The organism is Paenibacillus sp. WC2504 (genome assembly GCF_052682475.1).
Window position 1 is genome coordinate 6,896,568 of sequence record NZ_JBQZFH010000001.1, and the last position, 23,128, is coordinate 6,919,695.

General features: G+C 48.0%; 22 protein-coding genes and 1 riboswitch. All 22 genes read right to left on the reverse strand.

Annotated elements, in window-relative coordinates:
- Positions 1-95: 95 nt before the first annotated feature.
- Positions 96-3,344: a glycosyltransferase family 39 protein gene (locus tag ACUN27_RS31160; RefSeq protein WP_445560194.1), complete on the reverse strand. Its 3,249-nt coding sequence runs from the start codon at positions 3,342-3,344 to the stop codon at positions 96-98.
- Positions 3,345-3,428: 84 nt separating this feature from the next.
- Positions 3,429-3,656, reverse strand: coding sequence for a DUF7667 family protein (locus ACUN27_RS31165; RefSeq protein ID WP_315953346.1), 228 nt, complete (start codon positions 3,654-3,656; stop codon positions 3,429-3,431).
- A gap of 813 nt (positions 3,657-4,469) precedes the next feature.
- Positions 4,470-4,658 (reverse strand): hypothetical protein, encoded by a 189-nt coding sequence (locus ACUN27_RS31170; protein ID WP_315953345.1) that lies wholly within the window; start codon positions 4,656-4,658, stop codon positions 4,470-4,472.
- A gap of 179 nt (positions 4,659-4,837) precedes the next feature.
- Positions 4,838-6,016 carry a DNA sulfur modification protein DndB gene (locus tag ACUN27_RS31175; protein WP_315953344.1) on the reverse strand — a complete coding sequence of 393 codons (1,179 nt, stop codon included), beginning with the start codon at positions 6,014-6,016 and terminating at the stop codon, positions 4,838-4,840.
- Positions 6,016-7,152, reverse strand: coding sequence for a DNA sulfur modification protein DndB (locus ACUN27_RS31180; RefSeq protein WP_127457295.1), 1,137 nt, complete (start codon positions 7,150-7,152; stop codon positions 6,016-6,018). The genes ACUN27_RS31175 and ACUN27_RS31180 overlap by 1 nt, the downstream gene beginning before the upstream one ends.
- A gap of 93 nt (positions 7,153-7,245) precedes the next feature.
- The gene (locus tag ACUN27_RS31185; protein WP_315953342.1) at positions 7,246-8,421 is read right to left on the reverse strand and encodes an aminotransferase class I/II-fold pyridoxal phosphate-dependent enzyme; all 1,176 of its coding nucleotides are present in this window, start codon (positions 8,419-8,421) and stop codon (positions 7,246-7,248) included.
- A 32-nt stretch (positions 8,422-8,453) separates the two neighbouring features.
- The gene (locus ACUN27_RS31190) at positions 8,454-9,551 is read right to left on the reverse strand and encodes a site-2 protease family protein (protein ID WP_315953341.1); all 1,098 of its coding nucleotides are present in this window, start codon (positions 9,549-9,551) and stop codon (positions 8,454-8,456) included.
- A gap of 7 nt (positions 9,552-9,558) precedes the next feature.
- Positions 9,559-9,927, reverse strand: coding sequence for an arsenate reductase family protein (locus tag ACUN27_RS31195; protein WP_445560683.1), 369 nt, complete (start codon positions 9,925-9,927; stop codon positions 9,559-9,561).
- Between the two features lie 125 nt (positions 9,928-10,052).
- The gene (locus tag ACUN27_RS31200; protein ID WP_326063544.1) at positions 10,053-10,994 is read right to left on the reverse strand and encodes an RluA family pseudouridine synthase; all 942 of its coding nucleotides are present in this window, start codon (positions 10,992-10,994) and stop codon (positions 10,053-10,055) included.
- Entirely contained in the window at positions 10,991-11,560 is a 570-nt protein-coding gene (locus tag ACUN27_RS31205; RefSeq protein WP_445560195.1) for a cob(I)yrinic acid a,c-diamide adenosyltransferase, read from the reverse strand. The genes ACUN27_RS31200 and ACUN27_RS31205 overlap by 4 nt, the downstream gene beginning before the upstream one ends.
- Complete coding sequence (locus tag ACUN27_RS31210) at positions 11,557-13,161, reverse strand: cobyric acid synthase (protein ID WP_445560196.1); 1,605 nt, start codon at positions 13,159-13,161, stop codon at positions 11,557-11,559. Before ACUN27_RS31210 ends, ACUN27_RS31205 begins: the two co-directional genes overlap by 4 nt.
- Positions 13,154-14,260, reverse strand: a complete 1,107-nt coding sequence (cobD, locus tag ACUN27_RS31215) for a threonine-phosphate decarboxylase CobD (RefSeq protein WP_445560197.1) — start codon at positions 14,258-14,260, stop codon at positions 13,154-13,156. The genes ACUN27_RS31210 and cobD overlap by 8 nt, the downstream gene beginning before the upstream one ends.
- A 17-nt stretch (positions 14,261-14,277) precedes the next feature.
- Positions 14,278-15,108 (reverse strand): adenosylcobinamide-GDP ribazoletransferase, encoded by an 831-nt coding sequence (gene cobS, locus ACUN27_RS31220; protein ID WP_445560198.1) that lies wholly within the window; start codon positions 15,106-15,108, stop codon positions 14,278-14,280.
- Positions 15,084-16,058, reverse strand: coding sequence for an adenosylcobinamide-phosphate synthase CbiB (gene cbiB / locus ACUN27_RS31225; protein ID WP_445560199.1), 975 nt, complete (start codon positions 16,056-16,058; stop codon positions 15,084-15,086). The genes cobS and cbiB overlap by 25 nt, the downstream gene beginning before the upstream one ends.
- Before the next feature lie 30 nt (positions 16,059-16,088).
- On the reverse strand, positions 16,089-16,670 hold the full coding sequence (gene cobU, locus ACUN27_RS31230) for a bifunctional adenosylcobinamide kinase/adenosylcobinamide-phosphate guanylyltransferase (RefSeq protein ID WP_315953335.1): 582 nt from the start codon (positions 16,668-16,670) through the stop codon (positions 16,089-16,091).
- Positions 16,671-16,697: 27 nt separating this feature from the next.
- Positions 16,698-17,777 (reverse strand): nicotinate-nucleotide--dimethylbenzimidazole phosphoribosyltransferase, encoded by a 1,080-nt coding sequence (gene cobT / locus ACUN27_RS31235; RefSeq protein WP_445560200.1) that lies wholly within the window; start codon positions 17,775-17,777, stop codon positions 16,698-16,700.
- A 26-nt stretch (positions 17,778-17,803) separates the two neighbouring features.
- Complete coding sequence (locus tag ACUN27_RS31240; RefSeq protein ID WP_445560201.1) at positions 17,804-18,580, reverse strand: heme ABC transporter ATP-binding protein; 777 nt, start codon at positions 18,578-18,580, stop codon at positions 17,804-17,806.
- 5 nt (positions 18,581-18,585) lie between these two features.
- Positions 18,586-19,623: a FecCD family ABC transporter permease gene (locus tag ACUN27_RS31245; RefSeq protein ID WP_445560202.1), complete on the reverse strand. Its 1,038-nt coding sequence runs from the start codon at positions 19,621-19,623 to the stop codon at positions 18,586-18,588.
- The gene (locus ACUN27_RS31250; protein ID WP_445560203.1) at positions 19,624-20,643 is read right to left on the reverse strand and encodes an ABC transporter substrate-binding protein; all 1,020 of its coding nucleotides are present in this window, start codon (positions 20,641-20,643) and stop codon (positions 19,624-19,626) included.
- A gap of 150 nt (positions 20,644-20,793) precedes the next feature.
- A riboswitch (cobalamin riboswitch) is annotated at positions 20,794-20,954 on the reverse strand.
- 31 nt (positions 20,955-20,985) lie between these two features.
- The gene (locus ACUN27_RS31255) at positions 20,986-21,516 is read right to left on the reverse strand and encodes a hypothetical protein (protein ID WP_315953330.1); all 531 of its coding nucleotides are present in this window, start codon (positions 21,514-21,516) and stop codon (positions 20,986-20,988) included.
- A gap of 61 nt (positions 21,517-21,577) precedes the next feature.
- Positions 21,578-21,844: an aspartyl-phosphate phosphatase Spo0E family protein gene (locus ACUN27_RS31260; RefSeq protein WP_127457311.1), complete on the reverse strand. Its 267-nt coding sequence runs from the start codon at positions 21,842-21,844 to the stop codon at positions 21,578-21,580.
- 67 nt (positions 21,845-21,911) lie between these two features.
- A complete protein-coding gene (locus ACUN27_RS31265) occupies positions 21,912-23,117 on the reverse strand; it encodes an aminotransferase class I/II-fold pyridoxal phosphate-dependent enzyme (protein WP_445560204.1) in 1,206 nt (401 codons plus the stop codon).
- Positions 23,118-23,128 lie beyond the last annotated feature (11 nt).

The window sequence follows — 23,128 nt, forward strand, 5'->3', positions numbered from 1 at the left end:
GGTCGGAGTCTCCTGTTGTTCGGTCGACTTTTAATTCATAGTATTTTGCTTGGGATTATCTTACCATCGCCTGTCAGGCACGTCAACCACTTTTCTTAAAAGAAGTTCCAGCCCGGCAGCCACCGGAGGAAGAAGGAATACCTCGATGGAATCATCATCCCTGAAAGAATCGGATAGAACAGAGCAAACAAGACGAATACTCCTAGTAAATAACCGTAAACCCATCTTCTTTTATGAAGCGGACCTTCTTCCAAATAATCTTTGATATAGTAGGTCAGAATGAGCACCAGGAACGGCACCATGGCAAAATAGTGATAAATAAAAGTGAGCCTCGGCACCAGCATCCATGGCAAGTATTGGGAACAATAAGCGATTAACAGCATGCGCAGCAGCTTATCTTTCCTCTTCACAGCCACATAGAACGAGCAGATGACCGCGATAAAGCCAGGCCACCAAACCAGCGGATTTCCGAACGAGACGATGCTCGACAACATGCCCTGCGGCATAAACTTGGCTTGATAATACCAGATCGGGCGCAGCATCATCGGCCACTCCCACCAAGGGGATGAGAACGGATGAGTCGCTACCAAATCCTTATGATACTTGTACATATGCACCTGATAAGTGACGACATCCTTCAGCTGATGTCCAGGTCCCGGAACCATCATGAAAGGAATATACGATAGCGTATAAATACCTAACGGAATGATAACAAACGTTAGTACGCACCACAGGAGAGTAAGGATCGTATTTTTTGCAAATAGTTTCTGCACAAGCAGTAATCGGCTGCGCTCCGAATCGGATAAAGCCGGCTTCGTATCCTCCTCAGCCTCATCCCAAGATGAGATGACCTGCTCTGGATCTTCCGTATCCACCTGAACCTGAGCTGGTGCTTTATGCTCATCCTCCTGCAGCAAGCGCCGAGCGAACCGGTATTCGCTATAACGCTCTAATAAAGATAATAGCAGCAGAAGGGCCAGGCCCGCACCGCCGTAAATCACGATCCATTTGGAGGCCGCACCTATTCCGAAAAAGAGGCCGGACAGCCCCAGCGGGATCAATGTGGCCCAGAGCTTTTCCCGATAAAAGCTTAGCGTCGTATAGCGATACATGAAATAGAACATCAACATGATGAAGAATACGCCGTAAACATCGATCGTCGCAATGCGTGTCTGCGCAAAGTGCATAAAATCAAACGTTAAGAGGAATGCCGCAATAAAAGCATATTCAGAACGGCCGAACATCCGCTTGGCAAACACATAGATGACGGGAATCATACCAACCCCGAACAGCGTTCCAATAATACGCCATCCAAACGGATTGAGCCCGAATATGTAAATGCCGATCGCCATGAGCACTTTACCTAGCGGCGGATGTGTGCTTTCATAAGGCTCTATTTTGTGAAGATGTTCATAAGCCGTTCTTGCGTGATAAATCTCATCAAAGTAAGTCCCGTTCATGTACGTAGGCGTGTACGGTACTACGCTGGATTCATCGAATAAATTCGCTGTTTTTCCTTCGTCCGCCGGGTTTATATCCTGCTCTTTCAGATCAGTAATCGGTAAAATGGTCGAATTGCCATCCCCGAAAATCCCGATTTCATGCAGATGCAGCGGTGCACTTTCCTGCCCGTCAATGACCACTTTAACATAACGAGCATCTTTCATCGGTTCTACCGCGTTCCATGTGAAAACTTTGGTATGATCGGATTTGACAGAGATTTGATCCTGCCACTGTTGGCCATCTTTTGAGAACCAAAAGGAATAGGAACCTTCCCCAACACCGGCAAAAGTGTTAATTCTAGTAATGTTGTGGGAGCTGCCGAGGTCAGCAACGACGGCTTCCCCAGTGGTTGTCGGCTTCCAAAAAGTAGTAGGCGCTTTGTGCCCGCCCAGATGGAATAAAGCGATAATGGTGTAGATGACGACCAGTAAACCTAGATATAGCGCGTCCTTTTTAGAGAAAAAACGTCCCCTCGGGCTTCGTTCTATCCCATCCTTGCTTTCTTTGAAAATGGCATCCCAGCGCTCGGTCCACTTGTCCCTGGTCGGGACTTGTGGAATCGGGACGAGGTCATCCTGATTACTCTGTTCTTGTTGTGATTGCACGAAAAGCCTCCATCCCAAAATACATGCATAAACAAATAATATAACATTGATGGCAGATACAGCCAGCATCAACGGATCATACCGTGGAATATGATAGTCTTGATGAAAACTTCGCAGCAGCACATCCGCGATATTGATGAAATGAGTCAAACTAAAGCCAATAAACAGACCAAGAATACGGCGATCCTTGATATAAATAAAACTCGTAAGAGCTAGCAGCAGCCCGTAGTGCAAATAGCGCTCATGCATTTTGGTCATACACATAAAAACAGCCGTTATAAATAAGAAAGCCACATACAAGACGGCACCCTTCTGACCTTTGCTGCGGATATACAAATAGCAAGTGTACAAGATCGAAAGGATCATGAGCACTATACCCAATTTTTCATAGGAGATATGCAGGAAACTCTTTTTTATGTCAATAAAGTTGCCGCCTAAGAGCGCCATAAGATTGAACGCATTCAGGGAAGCGTAGGGATAAGAAGCCAGCGTGCCGGAGTAAAGCCCGATTAACCATCCATAACCTCTTCCAATGGCAAAAGGAAGTGCAACTACCGCTATGGTCGTCATGCCACTGAGTACACTCAGCAGGAATACCATTAAATTGCGCTTGCGTAAAACATCAATGAGCAGAAAAATGCCGAAAAGGAGCGCCTGCGGCTTGAGCAACAAAGCTAAGGCGATAAACACGGAAGCTTGAGGCAGTTTCCCGCGCTGCTGCATCAGAAATGTCGCCGCAATAAACAGCATAAAAAACGAATCAACCTGCCCCCAAATCGCAGAGTTCGACCAGATCGCAGGATTAAAGGCAAACAATGCAGCTATTCCTATCGCTTGCAGCCATGATCGCGCGCCGTCCTCCCTGCTGGTTGCAAGTCGAAACAACAAATAAACGGTTACGATATCCGCCAAAATGGCAGGGAATTTCAGCAGTAATAACGATTGTCCACTCTCCCAAGGGATGGACAGTTTGTGGTGCAGCATGCCTATAACATACAGGACATACATATAGCCTGGCGGGTAATCCAGGAAATATTCCTTGGCATTGTCATACATGCCGGACAAACCAACCGTATAGGCACGGTCCGACCAAGCCATGAACGTTCGGACATCCGTATCATAGCCCATCCAGATTGGTGCAAGATAGAGTCTTATGAATAGCGCTGTCAGTAGCAGTAAACCCAGAGTTAAGAATTTATAGGGCCCTTCGCCCACTTGCTTGAACCAGCTTACCATGAGGCATCTCCTTAAAAATAGACTACTACCATTATACCCGTCCACTCTCTAGCAGAAAAGGAAAAAAGCACCGACCCCTTTCGGTCAGTGCTTAGGTTCAATCTTTTCAATGCGCTCGCAAATATCGTGCAGCCAATCATAATCTCCTGTAAGCGAGGCGCAAAGCGATAAATTTTCTAGTTTTAAGCGATTCCAAACATAGGTCGCGTTAGCTTCCATGCACAGCATTAACTCATCCTGCTCTGCTCGCGTTAACTCCCGCGCTCTGCGTATTGTCCATAACTCCGCCATGCGTTGATGAACGGCCAACATGGTTCCAAGACCCTCCTGCTCGATAAGGTGCTAACATTATGCAGTATGGACAAAGTTGGGAGCGCTGAAACAAGCGGGCGATGATAAAATATCTAGAAGCAACTTCCATAACACTTGTAATTTCGCTAACGGAACTCATCGCCGTTATTTCGCATATTTTTGCCTCTGTTCCATATCTGATGGACTCTGTCGCCTCGTAGTATTTGTCGACTCTGTCCATAAGCAGTACGTGCGATACCTTTTGTTTCCACTATGCACAACCAAAAAGTCACGATCTACTAAATTATGCAAGAGCCGCCGCGCATGTCGATCCGTGACTCGTAAATGGTCTGCTAACTCCACTGCTGTAAACGGACGCAAAAGGCGACGTGAATAACGCACAGCTTCAGCTTCAAGAAATGTTAACTCAGACGCCACCTCTGTCGAGAGAAAAGTACCGACGAAGGAAAGGATGAGCTGTCGACACCGCCAAGGTTCATCTTTAATAGAAAGATACGCGACAGGAAGAAATATCCAACGGTCAAGCGCCATCAGACTATCCCATGACCAAGCCCATTTTCAAGCAATCCTCGCCTTCTCAGATTAGCTTCCTGTTTAATATTCATTTGCAGCCATTCCTCATATTTCTGATCAAAGCTCTGCACACGTCCCCACTCCTTTTTTGGACACAAGAAACACAAAAAGCCGCCCCGATACAAAGTATCGAAGCGGCGTGTTCTTCACGACCGAATTATGGTAAGTGTAACGTGAAATAAAGAGACTGTCCATCCGATCATTTCTGACCTTCCAGACAGTCTCTTCCAACTTTTTTAATTAAGGGATGTGGATAACGGAGATTCTATCAACCGGGAAAAAGAAGACAGTGTTATTACTTGCAAGAACAACGTTACCATGTTCAATACCTAGGAATCTACCTGTGTGGTTCGGAGTAGTACCTGCATGGATTGTGATGACTGTACCAAGGCTGATGCGAGACAATGTAGCATATACGGAGCAACTCATCGTTTTCTCCTCCTTTCAATCTTTATAGTACATAGTATTCTAGTGAACTTTTTTGGTATAGACGAATGATGGATGATATTCGTATATTTCGTATAATGGTAGATTATGGGTTATTAAAAAACAAAAAAGCCTTCCTCTCACAACTTCCGTTGAGAGAGAAAGGCACTGGGTCAAGCTTATTAAGCTGTTGACTCTTCTTCTTCCGACGCATTCACTGATTCTGTGCCTTCGAGGAAGAATTGTACAAGTTTTACATGCTTTTTCAATGATTTTTCGTGAATCAGGTTGATTTTGCCGTTATCCAATGCACCGAAGACATAAATCAATTCCTCATTCTCGTGAGACCAATCAAATCCTTCAAGAATTTGCAAACAATCTGTCCATTCCTCGTTATATTGCCCGTTCGGGAATAAGAACCGGTTCGAATAGAGTGCGATGCTTTCTTGGATAACCCGATTTGCTGAAGTATACTGCGCTAGACCTGGTTGCTCCGGCATCATCGGCAATAACGTATTGAAGAACTGGTGCAGGATCTCCACATACGTCGAAGGATCATGGCGAATCTTGCGCTGAAGCTCATAAGACGGCTGCATTCTGCCCGAAAATAACATGGTTGCAGTCGCATATAACCAGCTGAAGCATGTGAAATTACGGTTAAACGACGTCAAATTGCTGCGTCGCTCTACGCCGACAGCTTTGAGATACACGTTATGATCAACAACCTGCTGAATAACCAGATTAAGCGGATCAATAGAATCGAAAGAGTGACCAAGCTCTTTGCTCACCAGCTGGACTTTGGAGTTGATATCGCCAAATAGCTGCTGCTCTTCTTCCTCCGTTAAGCCAATGTAGATTTGCACGGCAAGCTGTGTCTCCATCAAATCAAGGCGTCTGCTCTCAAGTTGATTGATCGTGCCTTCCGTTTCTTCAACTTCTTGCTTAATATCTGCATCTTCAGGCATCTTGCGCTGTTTGATTTTCAGAAGCACCAGCTTTTTCTCGTAGCGTCGAACTTCCTTCTGCATTTGCTCATTCACGTAACCAAGCGCTAGGATGCGATGCTGTCCGTCCAAAATAGAAAGCTTCGAACCATGTTTCAGCAAAAATTCTTTCTCGCCTTTGGACAGTTGATTCACTTCACGCAGTGAAAGCGTAACCGGACCGAAAAAGACATGATCCAATTCACGTTCTTGCAGATACGTGGAGATTTTGCGTCTTTGCATATTGCTTAACTTCCGCTGTACCATAGGGTCGATCATCGTATAATTGAGCAAATCCTGAACGCGCAAGGCTACGGTTGAAAGCCCGAATTTCTCGCAAAACGGATGAATCGTCATTTTGAGGCGTAATCCTTCCATTAGCTCACATCCTCCTTATCGCTGATTAGGAAAGCATTCTGCTCTGTATAGAAATTCTTGATAAAATTATAAGCTTTCATGATCCGGGTACGTCTAGGTAAACGATCCTTCTCGTCTCCCGCATAAATCCCATTCCAATTTACATGAGGAAGTATTTTCAAAGCATGCTCAAGCGCATAACGATTGAATTTGCCTGTTTTCGTAGCTTCTTCATGGATGAACAAAGCAAGCGCGATTTGGATATTTTCAGTCCAAACGATTTCACCTTTGGCCGGCGCATCCAAATAATTCAGCAAACCGTTAAAGTAGGTACCCGCTAAAGAGACCAGATCCTGAAGATCTTTGTCCTCATATTGGTAACCGTTATTCCGAGCTGCCGATTTCATTCTGCCTTCGAACAAGGCAACCAAAATTTCAATCAGCAAGTGATACGAGAACAAATACTCAGGCGATTTGCCGCGTTCAGAGAACATGTCAACAGTCAGCTTTTGCATAGCTGGGGCTTTGGAAGCAAGCTCCGTTGCAGCAACATGGTAAAATCTGCGTTGATCCCGAAGCACAGCCAAGTTACCGCCAAGCTTGCGAGGAAGTTTGTTAATGTCCGAAAACAATTGGCGTTCTTGACGAGCATTAATGTCCAAATACGTCATCGTGGAAATCGGGAAGGCATACAAGCGGCGAAGCTTCTCTGTGATCTCTTCCATCTTCTCGTATTCCCGACGGTCTTTGGCACGTGCCATCTGGCTTTGCAACGTTTCCATAATGCGTTGGAAAGCTGCCAGTCTGTGCTGGCCATCGACCACGTACAACTTCTCAATCGGTTGCAAACGAAGCGCTTGTTGTTCATCGTCATATTGACCTGCGCCTCTTGCTGAGAAAATAATACCCGGGAAATAGATCGGTTGGCGATTTTCCAAGTACAGATTAACATAATCAATCAATTTAGAAAGATTGCGTGGAATAATCGCACGCTGAACTTCTAAATCAACTTCATAGAGTGAAAATAATTTGCTCATAGGTAATGTTGCTGCAATTGTCGCTTGCCCAAACGTCTGTCCCAAGACTCCAGGAATTTCTACATACGATGAAGGCTTCTGCTCTGCTAAGAGCTCTGATAATGAGGAAATGGCGTCCATATGCTTACCCCTTTCAACTATTAAGGTTTAATCTTCTTGTGCAAAAAAATCATATATCTCTCATTCTCCTATTTTTACCAAAATCTCTAATTTTCATTCTACGGTTCGAAGCCAATCGCCTATGCGTCTTGCCGCCTCAAGTAATCTGGCTTCATCCTGCACCAAAGCAATTCGTACAAAGCCTTCTCCTTCTGCTCCGAATGCGTCTCCAGGTATAACAACGACGCCGGCACGGAACAGCATTTCCCGGGAAATTTGTCGAGATGTCCATCCTTTTGGAATGGGTGCCCAGATAAACATGGTTGCCTTGGGTGGCGGTATCCTCCAACCTGCATCTGCTAAAGCCGAAATAAACACATTTCGTCTTCTTTCATAAACGCCGGCTACGGAATGATCGTGCTCCATATCTTCCTCTAATGCTGCAATTCCGGCCGCTTGGATGGCTCCGAATACGCCATAATCGATATTCGATTTAAGCGTTCGCAGCGCTTTTACCGCAGCCGCATTGCCAGTTAGGAACGCGATCCGACAACCTGCCATATTAAAGCTTTTGGACAGTGAATGAAACTCGACAGCAACCTCCTTAGCGCCCTCGATCTCTAAAATGCTGATCGGTTTAAAGCCGTCAAATGCCATTTCAGAGTAGGCTAGATCGTGTACGACAAGCAATTCATGCTTTTTGGCATAAGCTATCAAATGCTCAAAAAAAGCACGATCTGCAACAGCAGACAACGGATTGCTCGGATAGTTTAACAGGATGAATTTCGCTTTGGCAGCCACGTCTACTGGGATGTCATCTAATTGGGGCAAAAAATCATTTGCAGCTCGCAGGGGTAGCAAGTAAGGCTCAACTCCCGCTAACACGAGACTTGCCGAATATATGGGGTAACCTGGATCGGGAACAATGGCAATGTCCCCAGGATCACAGAGTGAAAGCGCCAAATGAGCAAGACCATCTTGAGAACCCATTAATGTTAAAATTTCATTATCGGGATTAAGCTCTACACCAAATCGGAACTGGTACCATCTAGCTACCGCTTCACGAAAGGCAAAGCTTCCTTCCGATGTTGGATATCCATAGTGTGCCGGGTTGCGCACTGCCTCTGTAATGGCTTCAATAATGCGTTCAGACGGCGGTAGGTCAGGACTTCCTATACCTAAATCTATGACGTCTACCCCTTGGTTCATAACCTCTCTCTTCCAATCCGCCACTTCCGAAAAAATAGCCGATCCTAGCTGGCTAAGCCGCTTTGATCCCATAAATGTCATGATAGTTATCCTCGTTATGTTGTATTAAACAGTCAATCCATAATTCCTGCTTGATGAACCAGTCTTATCATATAAAGTAAGAATAAAATGAGCCCGAAATAAGCTGCTCCGAATTTCCAACGGGTTTTGGCCGGAACCTCATAATATCGCTCCTGAATACCTAAAGGTGTAAAATCGACCTGTACCTGTAGACCTAGATAAAATCCGCTTTCTTTCTGCAAACGGTCTACTTTGACAAGCTGTACTCTTCGAATCAAGGCTTGTTGTGGCAAATAGGCCTGTCCTTCAAACCCAATACCTTGCCAGTACATGACAATCGTTTGCCTGCCGTCACCTACGCCCTGTAAATCCGAATACGTCGTAAAATCCAAATCACGGGTGTGATTTTCACCTGGGATCATATACCCTTGCTGAAGTAAATGTTCGGCAGCAAATTCAAATCGGGTGGAAACGGAAACTAACTGCTCTTTATGCCTGTATTTCACGTATTTCTTATACAAATCCCAGGCAAACATCGCCCAGATAGCAAAGAAAATAAGCTGATTAACATAATGGTCCAGATAAAAAATAAAAACTAAACCGCCAATTAAACCGACAATCCATAACCAACGGGTGACAGCAGTTGCAATTCGACCGCCATCAAGCGGATGAATCGGCAATAAATTAATTAAATTCAGGTAAAACGCAGCATAAGCTACCGAAACAATAACAGGGGAATCCACGTACATGCCTAGTGCAAATGCAGCAACGCCCCCTAACGTCCCGAGAATAGGCCCTCCGATACCGATAAATGCTTCCGTTGCTGCATCGGTCGGATTTTTTTTCATTGTTATCAATGCACCTAGAAAAGGGATAAAAACAGGCGCCGAGACGGGAAGCCCTTTCAACTTTGCCGCTAAAACATGACCAAGTTCATGTATCAGAATCATGACCACAATGCCAATGGCAAAAGGAAGTGGCGCAAGATAAGCGTAAGCCCAAATGGTAATAAACATCGATATGACGGCCCCGCCGACCTTGCCGAATTTTAAGGCCGCCAAAAGCAGCTTGCCTTGCGATAGCAAAACCGCGAGGAAACCGCCTATGGCTAGCGGTGATTTTTTGCGTGGTGGTTTCTGTTTCTCATCCAACCTCACTTCACCCCCATGCCCATGCTTCCTCAAATTCAGCTTCCTTAAAGCCAACCGTAACCTTCTCACCATCTGTCACAATCGGGCGTTTAATCAATCTGCCGTTTGAAGCTAATAGTTCCAACATTTGCTCTTGCGTCATGCCCGGGAGCTTATCTTTCAAATTCATTTCTTTGTACACTTCACCAGAGGTGTTAAAAAACTTCTTGATGCCAAGCCCGCTGTCACTTAACAGCTTGGACAACTCGCCCGCAGAAGGAGGCGTCTCGAATAATGGAACATTCTCCGTGATTTCGACGTCATGCGCTTTTAACCATTTCAGGGCTGCTCGGCACGTGCCGCATTTATCATAACCATATACTTTTACTCTCATGATGTAAGGACTCCTTTATGTATGTGGGAAGCTAATCCATAATTAATTAAAATTTTGGGCTAATTTAATTGGAAAGTCAAGTTATTCCAAACAAAAACCACCCTAAAATTTGGATGGTTTTTGTAAAACTAGTCATTTTTTTGTAACCACGCTTGTAAACCGGCTAAATCTGCAGGAAGCGGAGCGTTAAATTCCGTCCATTCCCTTGTCCCAGGATGAACAAAGCCGAGCCTAAAAGCATGCAGTGCCTGCCGGTTCAGCCGCTTGCCAGCCTCTTCAGCTGCCGGGCTCGTCTCAAATTCGGGCAATATATACATTTTGTCCCCGATTAACGGGTGACCTAAGTGCCGCATATGCACGCGAATTTGGTGCGTTCTCCCGGTCTCAAGCCAGATACGAACTAAAGCAGCCTGCGCATATTGTTCCACGACTTCATAATGGGTGACAGCCGAGTAACCTTCCGGAGTGACGATACGGACATGCGGTTGCTCGGGATCGCGGTCGATAGGCTCATTAATCGTTCCTTTCGCTTCCTCAAAACGCCCCCAAACAAAGGCCAAATATTCCTTCTTCACCTGATGCTGAATCATCTGCTCGGATATTTGCTGGTGCACATATGGCGTTTTAGCGATTGCCAATACACCGGATGTTTCTTGATCCAGCCGATGCACAGGGCGGAAACGGCATGTAATGCCAGCCTGCTGCCAGTGATACACAACGCCGTTAGCAATCGTATTCACGTAATGTCCATGTGTGGGATGCACGATGATCCCTGCGTCTTTGGCCAGAATCAGCAGATGCTCATCTTCATGAAGAATATGTAGAGGAAGGTCTTGCGGCAAAATATCCTCGGACGCTTCCTCCTCCATACGGATCTCTACACGGTCTCCTGCTTTCACCTTAATATTAATGTACTGCCTGACGCCATTCACGGTAATGCCTTGCTCCGTCAATTTAATGCGGGACAGCAGCTTGCGTGAGACCATCAATCTTTTTTGCAGCACCGTCTTCAGAATAAAACCTTCCTCCTCAGGCGGCACCATATATACTAGCGGTTCATAATAGCTCATGATTTACGTCTAAACACCTCGGCGCTGCGTACATACTCCACATCAGCAATCCCTTCGCGATGGTTCGCTGTGCGGGCAATCGTAAAGAACAAATCAGACAGCCGGTTCAAGTACCTGCGTACTTCCGGATTAATTTCCTGTGTGCGTGCGAGCGTGACGACCCTGCGTTCCGCTCTGCGGCAAACCGTGCGGCATACATGCAGCGTAGAGGACACGCTTCCGCCGCCTGGCAAGATAAATCGTGTAATATCCGGCGTTTCCGCATCGTATTTATCGATCCACGCCTCAAGCGCATCCACCATTGCTGCAGTAACTTTGTATGGGCGCAGATCCTGCTTCAAGAGCGCAAGATCCGACCCGCAATCAAACAGCTCATGCTGCACCTGGAGCAAATCCGGCAAGAGATCCGGATATTTGGCCGGGTCCATAAAACTCATTGCCTGGCCCACATAACAATTCAATTCATCCGTCGTACCGTATGCTTCAACACGAGCATCGTCTTTATCCACACGACCGCCAATTACGCCTGTCTGTCCGGCATCCCCGGTGCGAGTATAAATTTTCATTCTTTGACGTCCTCCCTTTGACAAGGCTGTGATACCTTCATCATCTCATAAACGCGCTGCATATCCAAGTGACTTCTAACATGGTCAGCCAGCCTATCAAACGCGGCCTCTCTGCGTTCTTTGAAGAGCAAGCCCCCGTTAACAGGCGTGAGCCCTTTCATTTTGCGAATCCGGTTTAACCACGCTCTCCGAAAATCATCATTATGCAAAATGCCATGCACATAAGTCCCCCAAATACGTCCCTGTTCCACAGCTGCTCCGTCTCCGTGCAACACATTATCCGAGGCGATGGCCTCATCATTGGTATACGCTCTAATTTGAAAAGGCATGACGACATCTTCCAAAAACCGTGTTCGCCCCATATGGATTTCATACCCATCAATTTCAAACATCCGGCTGGCATCAGCATCATCTGCAAAAAGCGACGAACTACCCTTCACTTGAACCGTACGTTTGTCCGGGGTAAACACGGTCTCTGTCGGCAAAAGCCCAATCCCCTCAAGCTCAGGATGATCGGATTCATAACCCTGCGGATCAAGCAGCCTAACACCAAGCATCTGATAACCCGCACAAATGCCGGCGACCCATCCCTTTTCGGATAACGCAAACGCTTTGATGCGCGCCGCCAAGCCCGACTCGTTCAAATGCCGCAGATCATCCATCGTATTTTTGCTTCCCGGGAGCAAGACAACGTCGGGACTCCCCCAATCGGAGACATGGGTAATGTATCTGAAATGAACATCCTTTTCCTCCTGGAGCGGATCAAAATCCGTAAAATTAGATAGACGAGGTAAGCGAATCACAGCAACGTCCAGTTGATCCTTTGATTTCTCAGGCGTGCTTTGAGCCCTTTTCTGCATGCGTTTGGAATCCAAAGAAGCGGAATCTTCATCCTCAATGCCCAGCTGCGGCAAATAGGGGATCACGCCTAACACAGGTTTCCCTGTCTTTTCCTCCAACCAATCCAATCCCGGTTTCAGCAGACTGACATCCCCACGGAACTTGTTGATAATAAAGCCCTTCACACGATCTCGTTCTTCCGGCGTCAAAATCTCCAGCGTCCCTACAATCGATGCAAAGACACCACCGCGATCAATATCAGCGACGAGAAGCACAGGAGCATCCGCCCATCCGGCTAAACGCATGTTGACGATGTCGCGATCTTTCAGATTAACTTCGGCAGGGCTTCCCGCTCCCTCCAGCACTACAATCTCATATTCGCTGCGCAGCCGGCCTAAGGCGTCTTTGACAATCGCTTCCGCCTTCGGCAGGTAAGATTCCCGATAGGTCCTTGCATCTAAATCAGAGTATGGCTTGCCGTGAACAATCACCTGAGCGACCATATCCTGCTTCGGCTTAAGCAAAATTGGATTCATATCCGTTGTAGCTAAAATGCGGCAGGCATCCGCTTGTACGCCTTGAGCCCTTCCGATCTCTTTCCCGTCAAAGGTCACGTAGGAATTAAGCGACATATTTTGTGATTTAAAAGGGGCTGTCTGCCACCCATCCTGAACGAGAATACGGCATAATGCTGCCGTAAGAATGCTTTTGCCAACGTCCGAAGCTGTGCCTTGAATCATTAATGTCGCGGCTTCAGTCATGCGTTCGACCTCGATTCTGTGCCAAAGCTGCCACTGTTTGCCGGAGTCCTTCAATCAACCGCTCATTATCTTCGCGAAGCCGAATAGCGACTCGGCCATATTGTTCGTTCAAACCTTCAAACAGTGAGGCGTCTCTAATCAAAATCCCCATTTGTCCCATATGTTTTTGCGCTTGCTTTATCGTTAAGCCCAGTTCCGGAGCAAAAGAAAATAATACAAAGTTTACATCCGTAGGCACTACATCTAAGCCCAATTGCCGCAGCTGCCCAGTGAGCCACGCCTTCTCATCCTGCAGCCAATGACGGCTCGCCAGCTCAAACTCCTCATCCTCAAGTACAGCCGTACCGATGCGCTGAGCCAAATAATTAACGCTCCACTGCACTTGCTGCTGCCTGATTTCCCGAATCAAATCCGGGTGCGCCACCATAAACCCTAGCCGAATTCCTGGAATCGAATAAAATTTCGTCATCGAACGAATAACAACGAGCTTCCGACTCGTTGAAGCCAGCTTAAGGAATGAGTGTTCCTGCTCATCAGGCACAAAATCCATGAACGCCTCATCGAGCACACAGCTGCGACCACTCTCTAGAAGACTTTCTACGACGTGGCGAGGAAGCAGCCGGCCTGTCGGATTGTTCGGGTGGCCCAGGAAAAAGAGATCGACTGCCGATAATGCGGCTTCCACATCCGGCTGTTGCAACTCAAACTGATGGGATGATCGCAGCGGGATATTGTAAATCCTGCCGCCCGTTTTGTGAATCGCTTCCTCATATTCACTGAATGACGGCCTTGCAAGCCCCGTCACGGCTGGCTTCAGAACCCTTGCTGTCAAATCAATCAGCTCTGCCGCCCCATTGCCAACCAAGATGCTCTCCATCTCGATTTTATATTTCTGAGCCAACTTATGGCGTAATTCGCGGACCGCAGGATCTGGATACTTCACGACGTCTCTCCAGGCGTCCATCCAGATTCCTCTAATAGCGGGAGGCGGACCCAACGGATTCATATTTGAGCTAAAATCAAGAAATTGATCTCTCGGCCGGCCAAAAGCTTCTTCAGCAGTCCAGAGATCTCCTCCGTGTCCGTAGCGTTCTAACATGAATTCCACTCCTTTCTTTATGGTGTTGCACAAATAACGACGCCAAGCAGGAGAATCGCTTCAAGCAGCTCGTTCAAAGCACCATAGGTATCTCCGGTCAGCCCCCCTAATTTACGGCTGATGTAAGTCGCAATCAGCCATCCTGCCAACCATGTGGCACAGGCAAAATAAATAGGGATAGGCCATACGGATGTATCCGAACCTGCATCGTTAAAACAAACAAAAAGCGTAGTTGTAAACAGAGCTACTATTAACGAGATGGCCACATGCCACTTTGTTACTCCCTGAAAAAAACTGCCTAAGCCCGATTCTTTCCTCGCGTATGGCCACCCCTGAATGGCTGCCGTCATAAACCATCTGCTCCAAATAGGCACAATCGCCAGCAGCAAGTATCCCTTCATCCCAGTGGCTCCATCCCACTGATTGGACTCCAACAGCGTGTAGAGAAGCGCGAACTTAAGCAGCAGATGAAGGACGGCAACAATGACGCCCATCGCTCCAACACGGCTGTCCTTCATGATTTCGAGCATTTGCTCGCGCGATCTGTGGCTGAGGATACCGTCCGCGGTATCCATTAGCCCATCCAGATGCAGCCCGCCTGTTAAAACCACCCAAAGTCCCAGAAGCAGCACAGCTGCCGGAAGTGGAGGAAGGAACAGACTTAGACCTTCACTCGCGAGAAGCAGCAGGAGACCTATCACGCCGCCGGCTAGCGGATAGAAGATCACACTGCGCCGAAAGACAAGGTCTGTATAGGTTATTTGCACGGGAATCGGCAAACGTGTTAGAAATTGAAAGGCTGCGATGCAAGCACGCAGCCAATCTAGAACAATACGAGCAGTATGCACAGCAATCCTCCCATCACTACAAAGCTGACGCCGTAAAGCATCCTGACGGCGTAGACAATATCTTGCTGCGTCCGCGGACGCAGCGGCCAGCCCAGGCGGGCGCGCTCGCTTGCTACGCCGCCGTAGATATTCAGCCCGCCAAGCTCAATTCCGAGTGCCCCGGCGACCGCCGACTCCGGAATTCCGCTATTCGGGCTGGGGTGCAGGTGCGCGAAGCGGCGTTTCGCCGCCGCTGCGCGCTTCGCCGAGAGGCCCGGCTGCAGCAGGGCGACGAGGATCAGCAGGATCCCGGTCAGCCTGGCCGGGATCCAGTTCATGGCGTCGTCCCAGCGGGCCGACGCCCAGCCGAAATGACGGTAACGGTCATTTCGGTAGCCGACCATCGAATCCAGTGTATTCGATGCCCGGTACAGCATAGCGAGCGGCGCTCCGCCGATCAGCGCATAGAAGAGCGGCGAAATCACCGCGTCAACGATGTTCTCCGCCACGGTTTCCACGACCGCGCGCGTTAGCTCTTCTTCTTCCAAGGCTTCCGTATCGCGGCCGACGATGTAACCCGTATACTTGCGAGCGTCGGCAAGTTCTCCTTTGCGCAGCGGATTGTACACGAGATACGCGGCATCCTTGAGTCCCTTGATCGCAATCGTCGTTGAAATCAACCACGTACAGACGGCGTAACCGAGCCATTCATGAACCGAACGGGCGGCTAGCACGAGTACGACTACACTTCCCGTGCTGATTATCAAAGTAGTAGTTGTAAGCAGTACTCCTTTGAATTTTTCATTGGAGGGGGAGTCATTTTTACTCCGCAACACCCCCTCCATCCAGCGAATCCAACGCCCGATAAGAATAACGGGGTGTGTCGGCCATCTCGGATCGCCAATGAGCCAATCTAGTACAATGGCAGCAGCCGTCATACTGACGATCTCCTGCCAGGAATAAATCCACATGAATCATCACCGCACCATTCATTCCATCCTCTAAGACTGCTTATATCCATCCAGCCGGTAAGCCATGCTTTTCAGCTCAATAGGGATCCCGACCGTTACCAGGAATACCTGCTCGCACACCTCAGCTAAGCGCTGGTTCATTCTTCCGGCCAAATCGCGGAAGCTGCGGCCAAGCGGGTATTCCGGCACAATGCCGTCTCCGACTTCATTCGTTACCATGATGAGCTGTCCACGTCCACGGTAACCTGACACTGTATTCACCAGTTGCTCAACCTGCTTCATCACCAAGGTGGAAGCGTCCTGCTCACCTTCATACTGGAGCAGCCAGTTGCTTAACCAAAGTGTTAAGCAATCGACCAGAACAACCGCCTCTTCGCCGCTCTCGTCCAGCTGCTGCAAGAGCTCGCACAGCCGAAACGGCTCCTCCCGGGTATCCCATGGATACCCCGAACGGATCCTCGTCTGCTGGTGCAGACGGACCCGCTCCCTCATTTCCTCATCGTAGATGTGGGAGGTCGCGATATAGACTCCCCGCTCGCTGCCATGCATCGCGAGCTTCTCCGCGAAAGAGCTCTTGCCGCTGCGCGCGCCGCCCGTTACCAAAACCGCCATGGCGCCTTCGCCTCCTTCTCCTGCTGTCTACTCCCGTGACACGCCTGCGCTTTCGAATGTCGCCATCTCTCGCATGATCTTTCCTGCGGCTTCGATTAAGTTAAAGACAAGCACCGCGCCTGTTCCTTCGCCCAGGCGCATATCCATTTGCAGCATCGCAGAGAGGCCTACAGCCTCGAGCATCTTCGCATGCCCCTGCTCCTGCGATAAGTGCGAGGCGAGCATGTAGGACGCGCTTAGCGGGGCTAATCGGCTCGCCACGAGCGCTGCCGCCGACGAGATGTAGCCGTCGACGACAACCGGACACCGATTCTTCGCTGCGCCAAGAATCACGCCAACCAGTCCGGCGATCTCCAATCCACCGACCTTGCTCAACACTTCAAGCGCGAAATCGCCGCTTGTGCTGATCACGTTGTCCTTCGCCGGACGAAGTCCGTTCACGTGGAGCGCCTTGTTGACAACCGACCGCTTATGCAGCCATTTCGCGTCGTCAATGCCCGTTCCGCGGCCTACGGATATTTCAGCATCCACACCGCCCAATGCGCATAGAATCGCTGCGCTAGCCGTTGTGTTGCCGATCCCCATTTCGCCGGTCGCAAAAAGACGATAACCCTTCTGGGCCAGGTCATCCACTAACTCGATGCCCGCTTCAATCGCTTGTACGGTTTCATCTAACGTAAGCGCCGCTTCGCGCGCCATGTTGCGCGATCCTTTTCTCACCTTGCGTGAAACCAGGTTCGGATGCTCCAGATCCGCGTTGACTCCCATATCAACGCAAACAACGTCTGCCCCTGCATGTCTGGCCAGCACATTAACCGCTGCACCGCCATGAAGGAAGTTCAGCACCATCTGCGGCGTGACTTCCGCTGGGAACGCGCTAATGCCTTCCTCACAAACACCATGGTCGCCAGCCATTACAATGACTGCTTTTTTATCAAACAACGGCTTCACTTCACCGGTAATCCCGGCAACTTGTCGCGCAATATCTTCTAGTTTGCCTAAGCTCCCCTGTGGTTTGGTCAATTGATTCAAATGATCATTCGCCTGCTTCACCACATCTGCATGAATAGGCTCAATAGCATCGATCATCGTTTGCAAATTACTCATCATCCATTCCTCCGTTATCAAGTTCATTATTTTCCCGGCTGCAATAAAATCTGTGGTGCTTGGTTCGCAGGGTGCTGCAGAACAATAGGTTCTGTTCCATAGACCTCTGTAATTAATTTGCTTGTAATGATTTCATCAGGCGTTCCAATCGCTGCCAATTCTCCGTTATGTATCACCATTAACCGTGTACAATATTGCGCGGCCAAATTCAAGTCATGCAGAACCGCCACAACGGTTAACTGCGACTCGCGTTGCCATTCACGAATATAATCCATCATCTGTACTTGATACCCAATATCCAAAAAGGTAGTAGGCTCATCCAACATAAGCAATCGCGGCTGCTGAGCCATGACTTTCGCAAGCGCGACCCGTTGCCTCTCGCCTCCGCTGAGACGCTCAATCGTTCGTTCAACAAGCGGTTCCAACTGCAGTTTCCGAATAATCGCTTCGATGAGTTGCTCCGCTTCCACGGTATCCTCGCCAAGCCAATTCTGAAAAGGATAACGGCCCATCTCCACGACCTCGCGAATCGTGAATCCAACTGGCGGCAGTGCATCTTGCTGCAAAACCGCCAGCCATCTGGCCAGTTCCTTTCGTGAATAGGCCGACGTCGGGCGACCCTTCAGCTCTACTGAACCTTTTTTAACCGGATCAATCCCGGAAAGAAGGCGTAGTAACGTCGATTTCCCGCTGCCATTTGGCCCAATAATGCCAAAAAACTCACCGTGTTGGACCTCAAAGCTTATATTTCCAAGTACCGGCCGTTCATGAAAGCTTTGGGAAAGCTGCTGCACTTTAATCATCTTTTTCAACCTCTTAACGTTTTCTTATCCTTATGTAGCAAATAGGCAAAAAATGGCGCACCCAAAAACGCTGTGATAACACCAAGCGGAATCTCCATCGGACTAAGCAATGTACGAGCGAGCGTGTCAGCCCACAAGACATAAATGCCGCCGCCAATCGCGGATAAAGGAATAATAAGACGGTAGTCCGGACCGACGATTAGACGAACCAAGTGCGGAATGATAAGCCCTACGAAACCGATAACACCTGCTACAGAGACAGCTGCCGCCGTAATAAATGTAGCGACAATTAGCACAATCAGCTTCGTGCGTTCTACATTTACTCCCAAATGGGAGGCCTGCCGCTCTCCCAATGCAAGCAAATTCAATGATCTTGCATAACTAAGCAGTATTACTAAACCTATGACTAAATAAGGTGAAATAATCGTTATGTACGGCCAGCCCCGCATCGCCAAGCTGCCCATTAACCAAAAAACAATTTCATTAATGACCTGCTTGGAAATCGAAACCATAAACGAGACAATTGCGCCAAGAAAAGCCTGCATGACAACGCCGGACAAAATAAGCGTCTCCATCTTCAGCTTGCCATCGATCTGAGCTAGCTTAAGCACGAGGAAAAGTGAAATAAGTCCCGTCACAAAAGCAACAATCGGAACCGACCACTGCCCGAACAAAGCCATCTGCAGGCCAAAATAGATTAAAAACGCCGCCCCGACCGAAGCGCCTGAAGACACTCCCAGCGCATATGGATCCGCAAGCGGATTGCGCAGCACGCCCTGGAAAGCAGCTCCTGCAACGGAAAGAGAGGCCCCTACGAGAATCCCCAGCAATACGCGAGGCAAACGCACCTTATTTATAATTTGCTCCGCAGACTGCTGCCAAGTGACGTCGATGTAATCACCTGCCCAAGGGATATGCTTCCCTAGGATGCCCGCAATTTGGAGAATTGGCAGATTAGCCGTTCCCAGCGATAAACTTGCCAGAATAGAAAGAAGAAGGAGTATAACCCCTACTCCTCCCCATAACATTAGTTTCTTTTTCATTTATTTCACCAGTTCAGGATAAATGCCTTTCGCCATTTTCAGCAGTCCATCGGTCAATCTCGGTCCCGGACGGCTCAGCAGATTCTGGTCAAGACCAATTACCTGTTTGTTCTTTACAGCTTCAATAGCATTCCAGCCGCTTCGTGTGCGAATAATTTCATCAAGCGACATTTTGCTTTTGGTATCTACGACACCATTCGCAAAGAGAATAACAGCCGGGTTTTGTGCGATAATTTTCTCTTCGCTGATTTGGTACCAGCCTTTACCGTCGCCGGCTACATTAATGCCGCCCGAAAGTTTGATCAGTTCATCCATGAATTCGCCGCTGCCCACGGTCCAGCCCGGGCTGAATTCTATGTATACTTTTTTCTTATTTTCTTGCTTTACGTCTTTCACGGCGTCGACAACCTTCTGGCGATCCGCCTTCATCTTGGAGACGATTTTCTCAGCTTGTTCCTGACGATCTGTAATCAACCCATAAGTTTGAATGTTCGCAATAGCATCATCCAGCGTCTTTGGTTCCACTTTAAACACATTGATGTTCGATTCACGCAGTTTTTCAACCGTGTCCGCTTTCATCGAGACACCTGTAAAAACAATATTCGCGCTAGTCGCAATCAAAGCTTCCTGGTTCGGCTTCGTGATACTTCCCAATTTGGGCTTTGACTTCGCTGCTTCCGGATAATCATCGAAATCGGATACGCCGACAATCTTATCATCCAATCCAAGTGCAAAAAGTGCTTCCGTTTCTGCGGGAGAAACCGATGCGATCCGCTCCGGTGCCTTGTCAAACGTGAATTCTTTCCCCGTTGCATCTTTAATTTTCAGCGGGTATGTTGTCTTTTTGGATGTCACAGACGTTGATGCTGATGGCGTAGGCGCCGTTGTTGTCTCTCCGCCAAGCTTAGATGGACTGGTAATTTCCGCTTCTTGCTTACCGCAAGCCGCTAAACTAACCGCCGTCGCTAAAGCAACTGATAAGAGAAGCGCCCTCTTTATCCCGTTCTTTTTCATTTGCATGGTGTAACCCCTCTCTCTGAAACCTGTGATTTCAATAGATCCCAAATAAAAAGCCCCTCTGTTCCTAAGGAACAAAGGGGACGATAAATCGTGGTGCTCAGCAACAAATCCGTTGCCTCCTGATTTAAAGCGATCCTTTTCCTCGAAGGATGTCGTAACGGCACCATGGCAGGTATCCTGGCTCCCCGGCAATACTTCACTTCCGGATTACAGTGGCGGGACCGCGCCGGACTTGAACCGGCTTCCTTTTTAAGCGGCAACGAATTTCATATGTGAATTCGTTGCCGGCACCAATGGCTGCATATTTGACTATCAATCTAATAGTCGATTATAGACTTCTTGCTACTTTTGTGCAATAACCTTGAGTACTTGCTTAGCTTCCTCCAGCTTAGGGGCATTGACAGGAATGAATGCAATAAGTCCTTTTCCTTCGAAGCCTTGCTCCTTCATCCACTTGTTGCCTGAAAGCGGAATTCCATACAGATGCTTTTGGGCAGGCTTGCCCTCTTCCGCAATTTCAATGACCCCGTCCGGATAATCAGAAGGGTTAATCGTCTCGTCCAAAGAGACGAATCCTGCTTGATTGCTTAAACCTTTAAATTGGTCATCCGCCAAGATAAAGATACCGTTTCCACCTGCCGCCAATTCAACAATCATTTTTTCCATGGAGAAAATGGGAGATGTATTCAGCTTGACGGTAGGTGCCTCGCCGATCTTTGATTTTAATGAAGCTTCCAGCTTCTCGCCGGCATCACTTGGGAAACCATTTTGACCCATGACAAAGATAGAAACATCCGGTTTCGGTCCTCCGCAACCCGCAAGCATCACCATAAGTGCCGACACCAGCATTACCATTAGCAATTTCAATTTCATGATGTAAGAGTACCTCCGTATACGGTCTATATATATCGATAGTCGCGAGAAAAGTCGGTTTTCACCGACTTTTCTTCCAATTATTCATATATTCATTTATTTTGAGATCAAGTATCGTACTGAGTTCTACGACAGATTCGGATGTCATTTCTTCCCCGTCCAGAACCATCTGTTCTAACCTGCGTCGCAGAGAATGAATCTCTTCTTCTAATAAGTTTAGGGAGTTACGTTTCTTAGCACGCTTAGTCAACCAACGTTGTTCGAAATCTTGTTCATTGATTTGCAGATGTTTTCGATAGGTTGATAGTTGGTATTCCATGAAAGCCATGCTCATCCCTCCTTACTACAAGAATACCAGTTTTCATGAATAATTAACATATATTTTTCGTATTGAATCACAAATTTCTAAGAAATTTTCCGATTCTCTCTAAAGCTTCATTCAGTTGAGAAACACTATAGGCATAAGAGCAGCGTAAGAAACCTTCCCCACCTAAACCAAACACATCACCCGGTACGGCAGCCACCTTAGCTTCGAATAACAGCCGTTGGGCAAATTCATCTGAAGTGAGTCCTGTAGCTATAACACTTGGGAAGGCATAGAAAGCCCCCTGCGGTTCGTGACACTCAAGTCCAATATCGCGGAATCCTTTGACGACCAGACGCCTGCGTTGATTGTAAGACTCTATCATGCGGTCTTTCTCTTCCAAACCATTCGTCAAAGCCTCATGTGCAGCCACTTGACCCATCACAGGTGCGCACATCACCGTATACTGATGAATTTTGGTCATAGCTGAGATCAACTCTCGGTGACCGCAGGCGTATCCCATTCTCCAACCCGTCATCGCAAAAGCTTTGGAGAAGCCGCTGACTAGAATCGTCCGGTCTTTCATCCCTGGAACAGCTGCAAAACTTACATGCTTCTGCCCATAAGTCAACTCCGCATAAATTTCATCCGAAATGACAATTAGATCGTTCTCTTCCACGACTTTGGCAATCGGCAGCCAGTCCTCATAAGTCATAATGCCGCCAGTAGGATTGCTTGGGTAACATAGAATTAAAATCTTGGAGCGTGGCGTAATGGCATCACGAAGCGCCTTCTCAGTCAGCTTGAACTGATCTTTCGCGAATGTTTCGATTCCGACTGGAACGCCGCCGCTAATACTCGTAATAGGCGAATACGAGATGTAGCAAGGTTCTGGAATCAGAATCTCATCCCCCGGCGTAATCAAAGCGCGCAATGCCAAGTCAATGGCCTCACTGCCTCCGACGGTCACAAGGACTTCATTCGACGGCTCATATTTCACTTTAAATGAGTTGTACAAATAATCCGCAATCGCTTCGCGAAGCTCAGGAATCCCTGAGTTTGGCGTATATTTCGTTCTGCCGCGCTCTAAAGAGTAAACGGCTGCTTCACGAACGTGCCATGGGGTTGAGAAATCCGGTTCCCCCACACCAAGGGAAATAATATCATCCTTGCTGTTGCTTACTAGATCAAAGAACTTCCGAATACCTGAAGGTTTCATTTCACGAACGGCAGGAGCAAGGTAGCCCTGCATTGATTTCACTTCGTTCGGCTCTACGATTGTCTCATTTTTGATCATGGCGTTACCTC

Coding starts and splice junctions, on each gene's coding strand:
- ACUN27_RS31160 (WP_445560194.1), bottom strand. CDS start 3,344: ATGGTAAGCTGGTTCAAGCAAGTGGGCGAAGGGCCCTATAAATTCTTA.
- ACUN27_RS31165 (WP_315953346.1), bottom strand. CDS start 3,656: ATGTTGGCCGTTCATCAACGCATGGCGGAGTTATGGACAATACGCAGA.
- ACUN27_RS31170 (WP_315953345.1), bottom strand. CDS start 4,658: ATGAGTTGCTCCGTATATGCTACATTGTCTCGCATCAGCCTTGGTACA.
- ACUN27_RS31175 (WP_315953344.1), bottom strand. CDS start 6,016: ATGGAAGGATTACGCCTCAAAATGACGATTCATCCGTTTTGCGAGAAA.
- ACUN27_RS31180 (WP_127457295.1), bottom strand. CDS start 7,152: ATGGACGCCATTTCCTCATTATCAGAGCTCTTAGCAGAGCAGAAGCCT.
- ACUN27_RS31185 (WP_315953342.1), bottom strand. CDS start 8,421: ATGACATTTATGGGATCAAAGCGGCTTAGCCAGCTAGGATCGGCTATT.
- ACUN27_RS31200 (WP_326063544.1), bottom strand. CDS start 10,994: ATGAGCTATTATGAACCGCTAGTATATATGGTGCCGCCTGAGGAGGAA.
- ACUN27_RS31205 (WP_445560195.1), bottom strand. CDS start 11,560: ATGAAAATTTATACTCGCACCGGGGATGCCGGACAGACAGGCGTAATT.
- ACUN27_RS31210 (WP_445560196.1), bottom strand. CDS start 13,161: ATGACTGAAGCCGCGACATTAATGATTCAAGGCACAGCTTCGGACGTT.
- cobD (WP_445560197.1), bottom strand. CDS start 14,260: ATGTTAGAACGCTACGGACACGGAGGAGATCTCTGGACTGCTGAAGAA.
- cbiB (WP_445560199.1), bottom strand. CDS start 16,058: ATGTGGATTTATTCCTGGCAGGAGATCGTCAGTATGACGGCTGCTGCC.
- cobU (WP_315953335.1), bottom strand. CDS start 16,670: ATGGCGGTTTTGGTAACGGGCGGCGCGCGCAGCGGCAAGAGCTCTTTC.
- cobT (WP_445560200.1), bottom strand. CDS start 17,777: ATGAGTAATTTGCAAACGATGATCGATGCTATTGAGCCTATTCATGCA.
- ACUN27_RS31240 (WP_445560201.1), bottom strand. CDS start 18,580: ATGATTAAAGTGCAGCAGCTTTCCCAAAGCTTTCATGAACGGCCGGTA.
- ACUN27_RS31245 (WP_445560202.1), bottom strand. CDS start 19,623: ATGAAAAAGAAACTAATGTTATGGGGAGGAGTAGGGGTTATACTCCTT.
- ACUN27_RS31250 (WP_445560203.1), bottom strand. CDS start 20,643: ATGCAAATGAAAAAGAACGGGATAAAGAGGGCGCTTCTCTTATCAGTT.
- ACUN27_RS31255 (WP_315953330.1), bottom strand. CDS start 21,516: ATGAAATTGAAATTGCTAATGGTAATGCTGGTGTCGGCACTTATGGTG.
- ACUN27_RS31260 (WP_127457311.1), bottom strand. CDS start 21,844: ATGGCTTTCATGGAATACCAACTATCAACCTATCGAAAACATCTGCAA.
- ACUN27_RS31265 (WP_445560204.1), bottom strand. CDS start 23,117: ATGATCAAAAATGAGACAATCGTAGAGCCGAACGAAGTGAAATCAATG.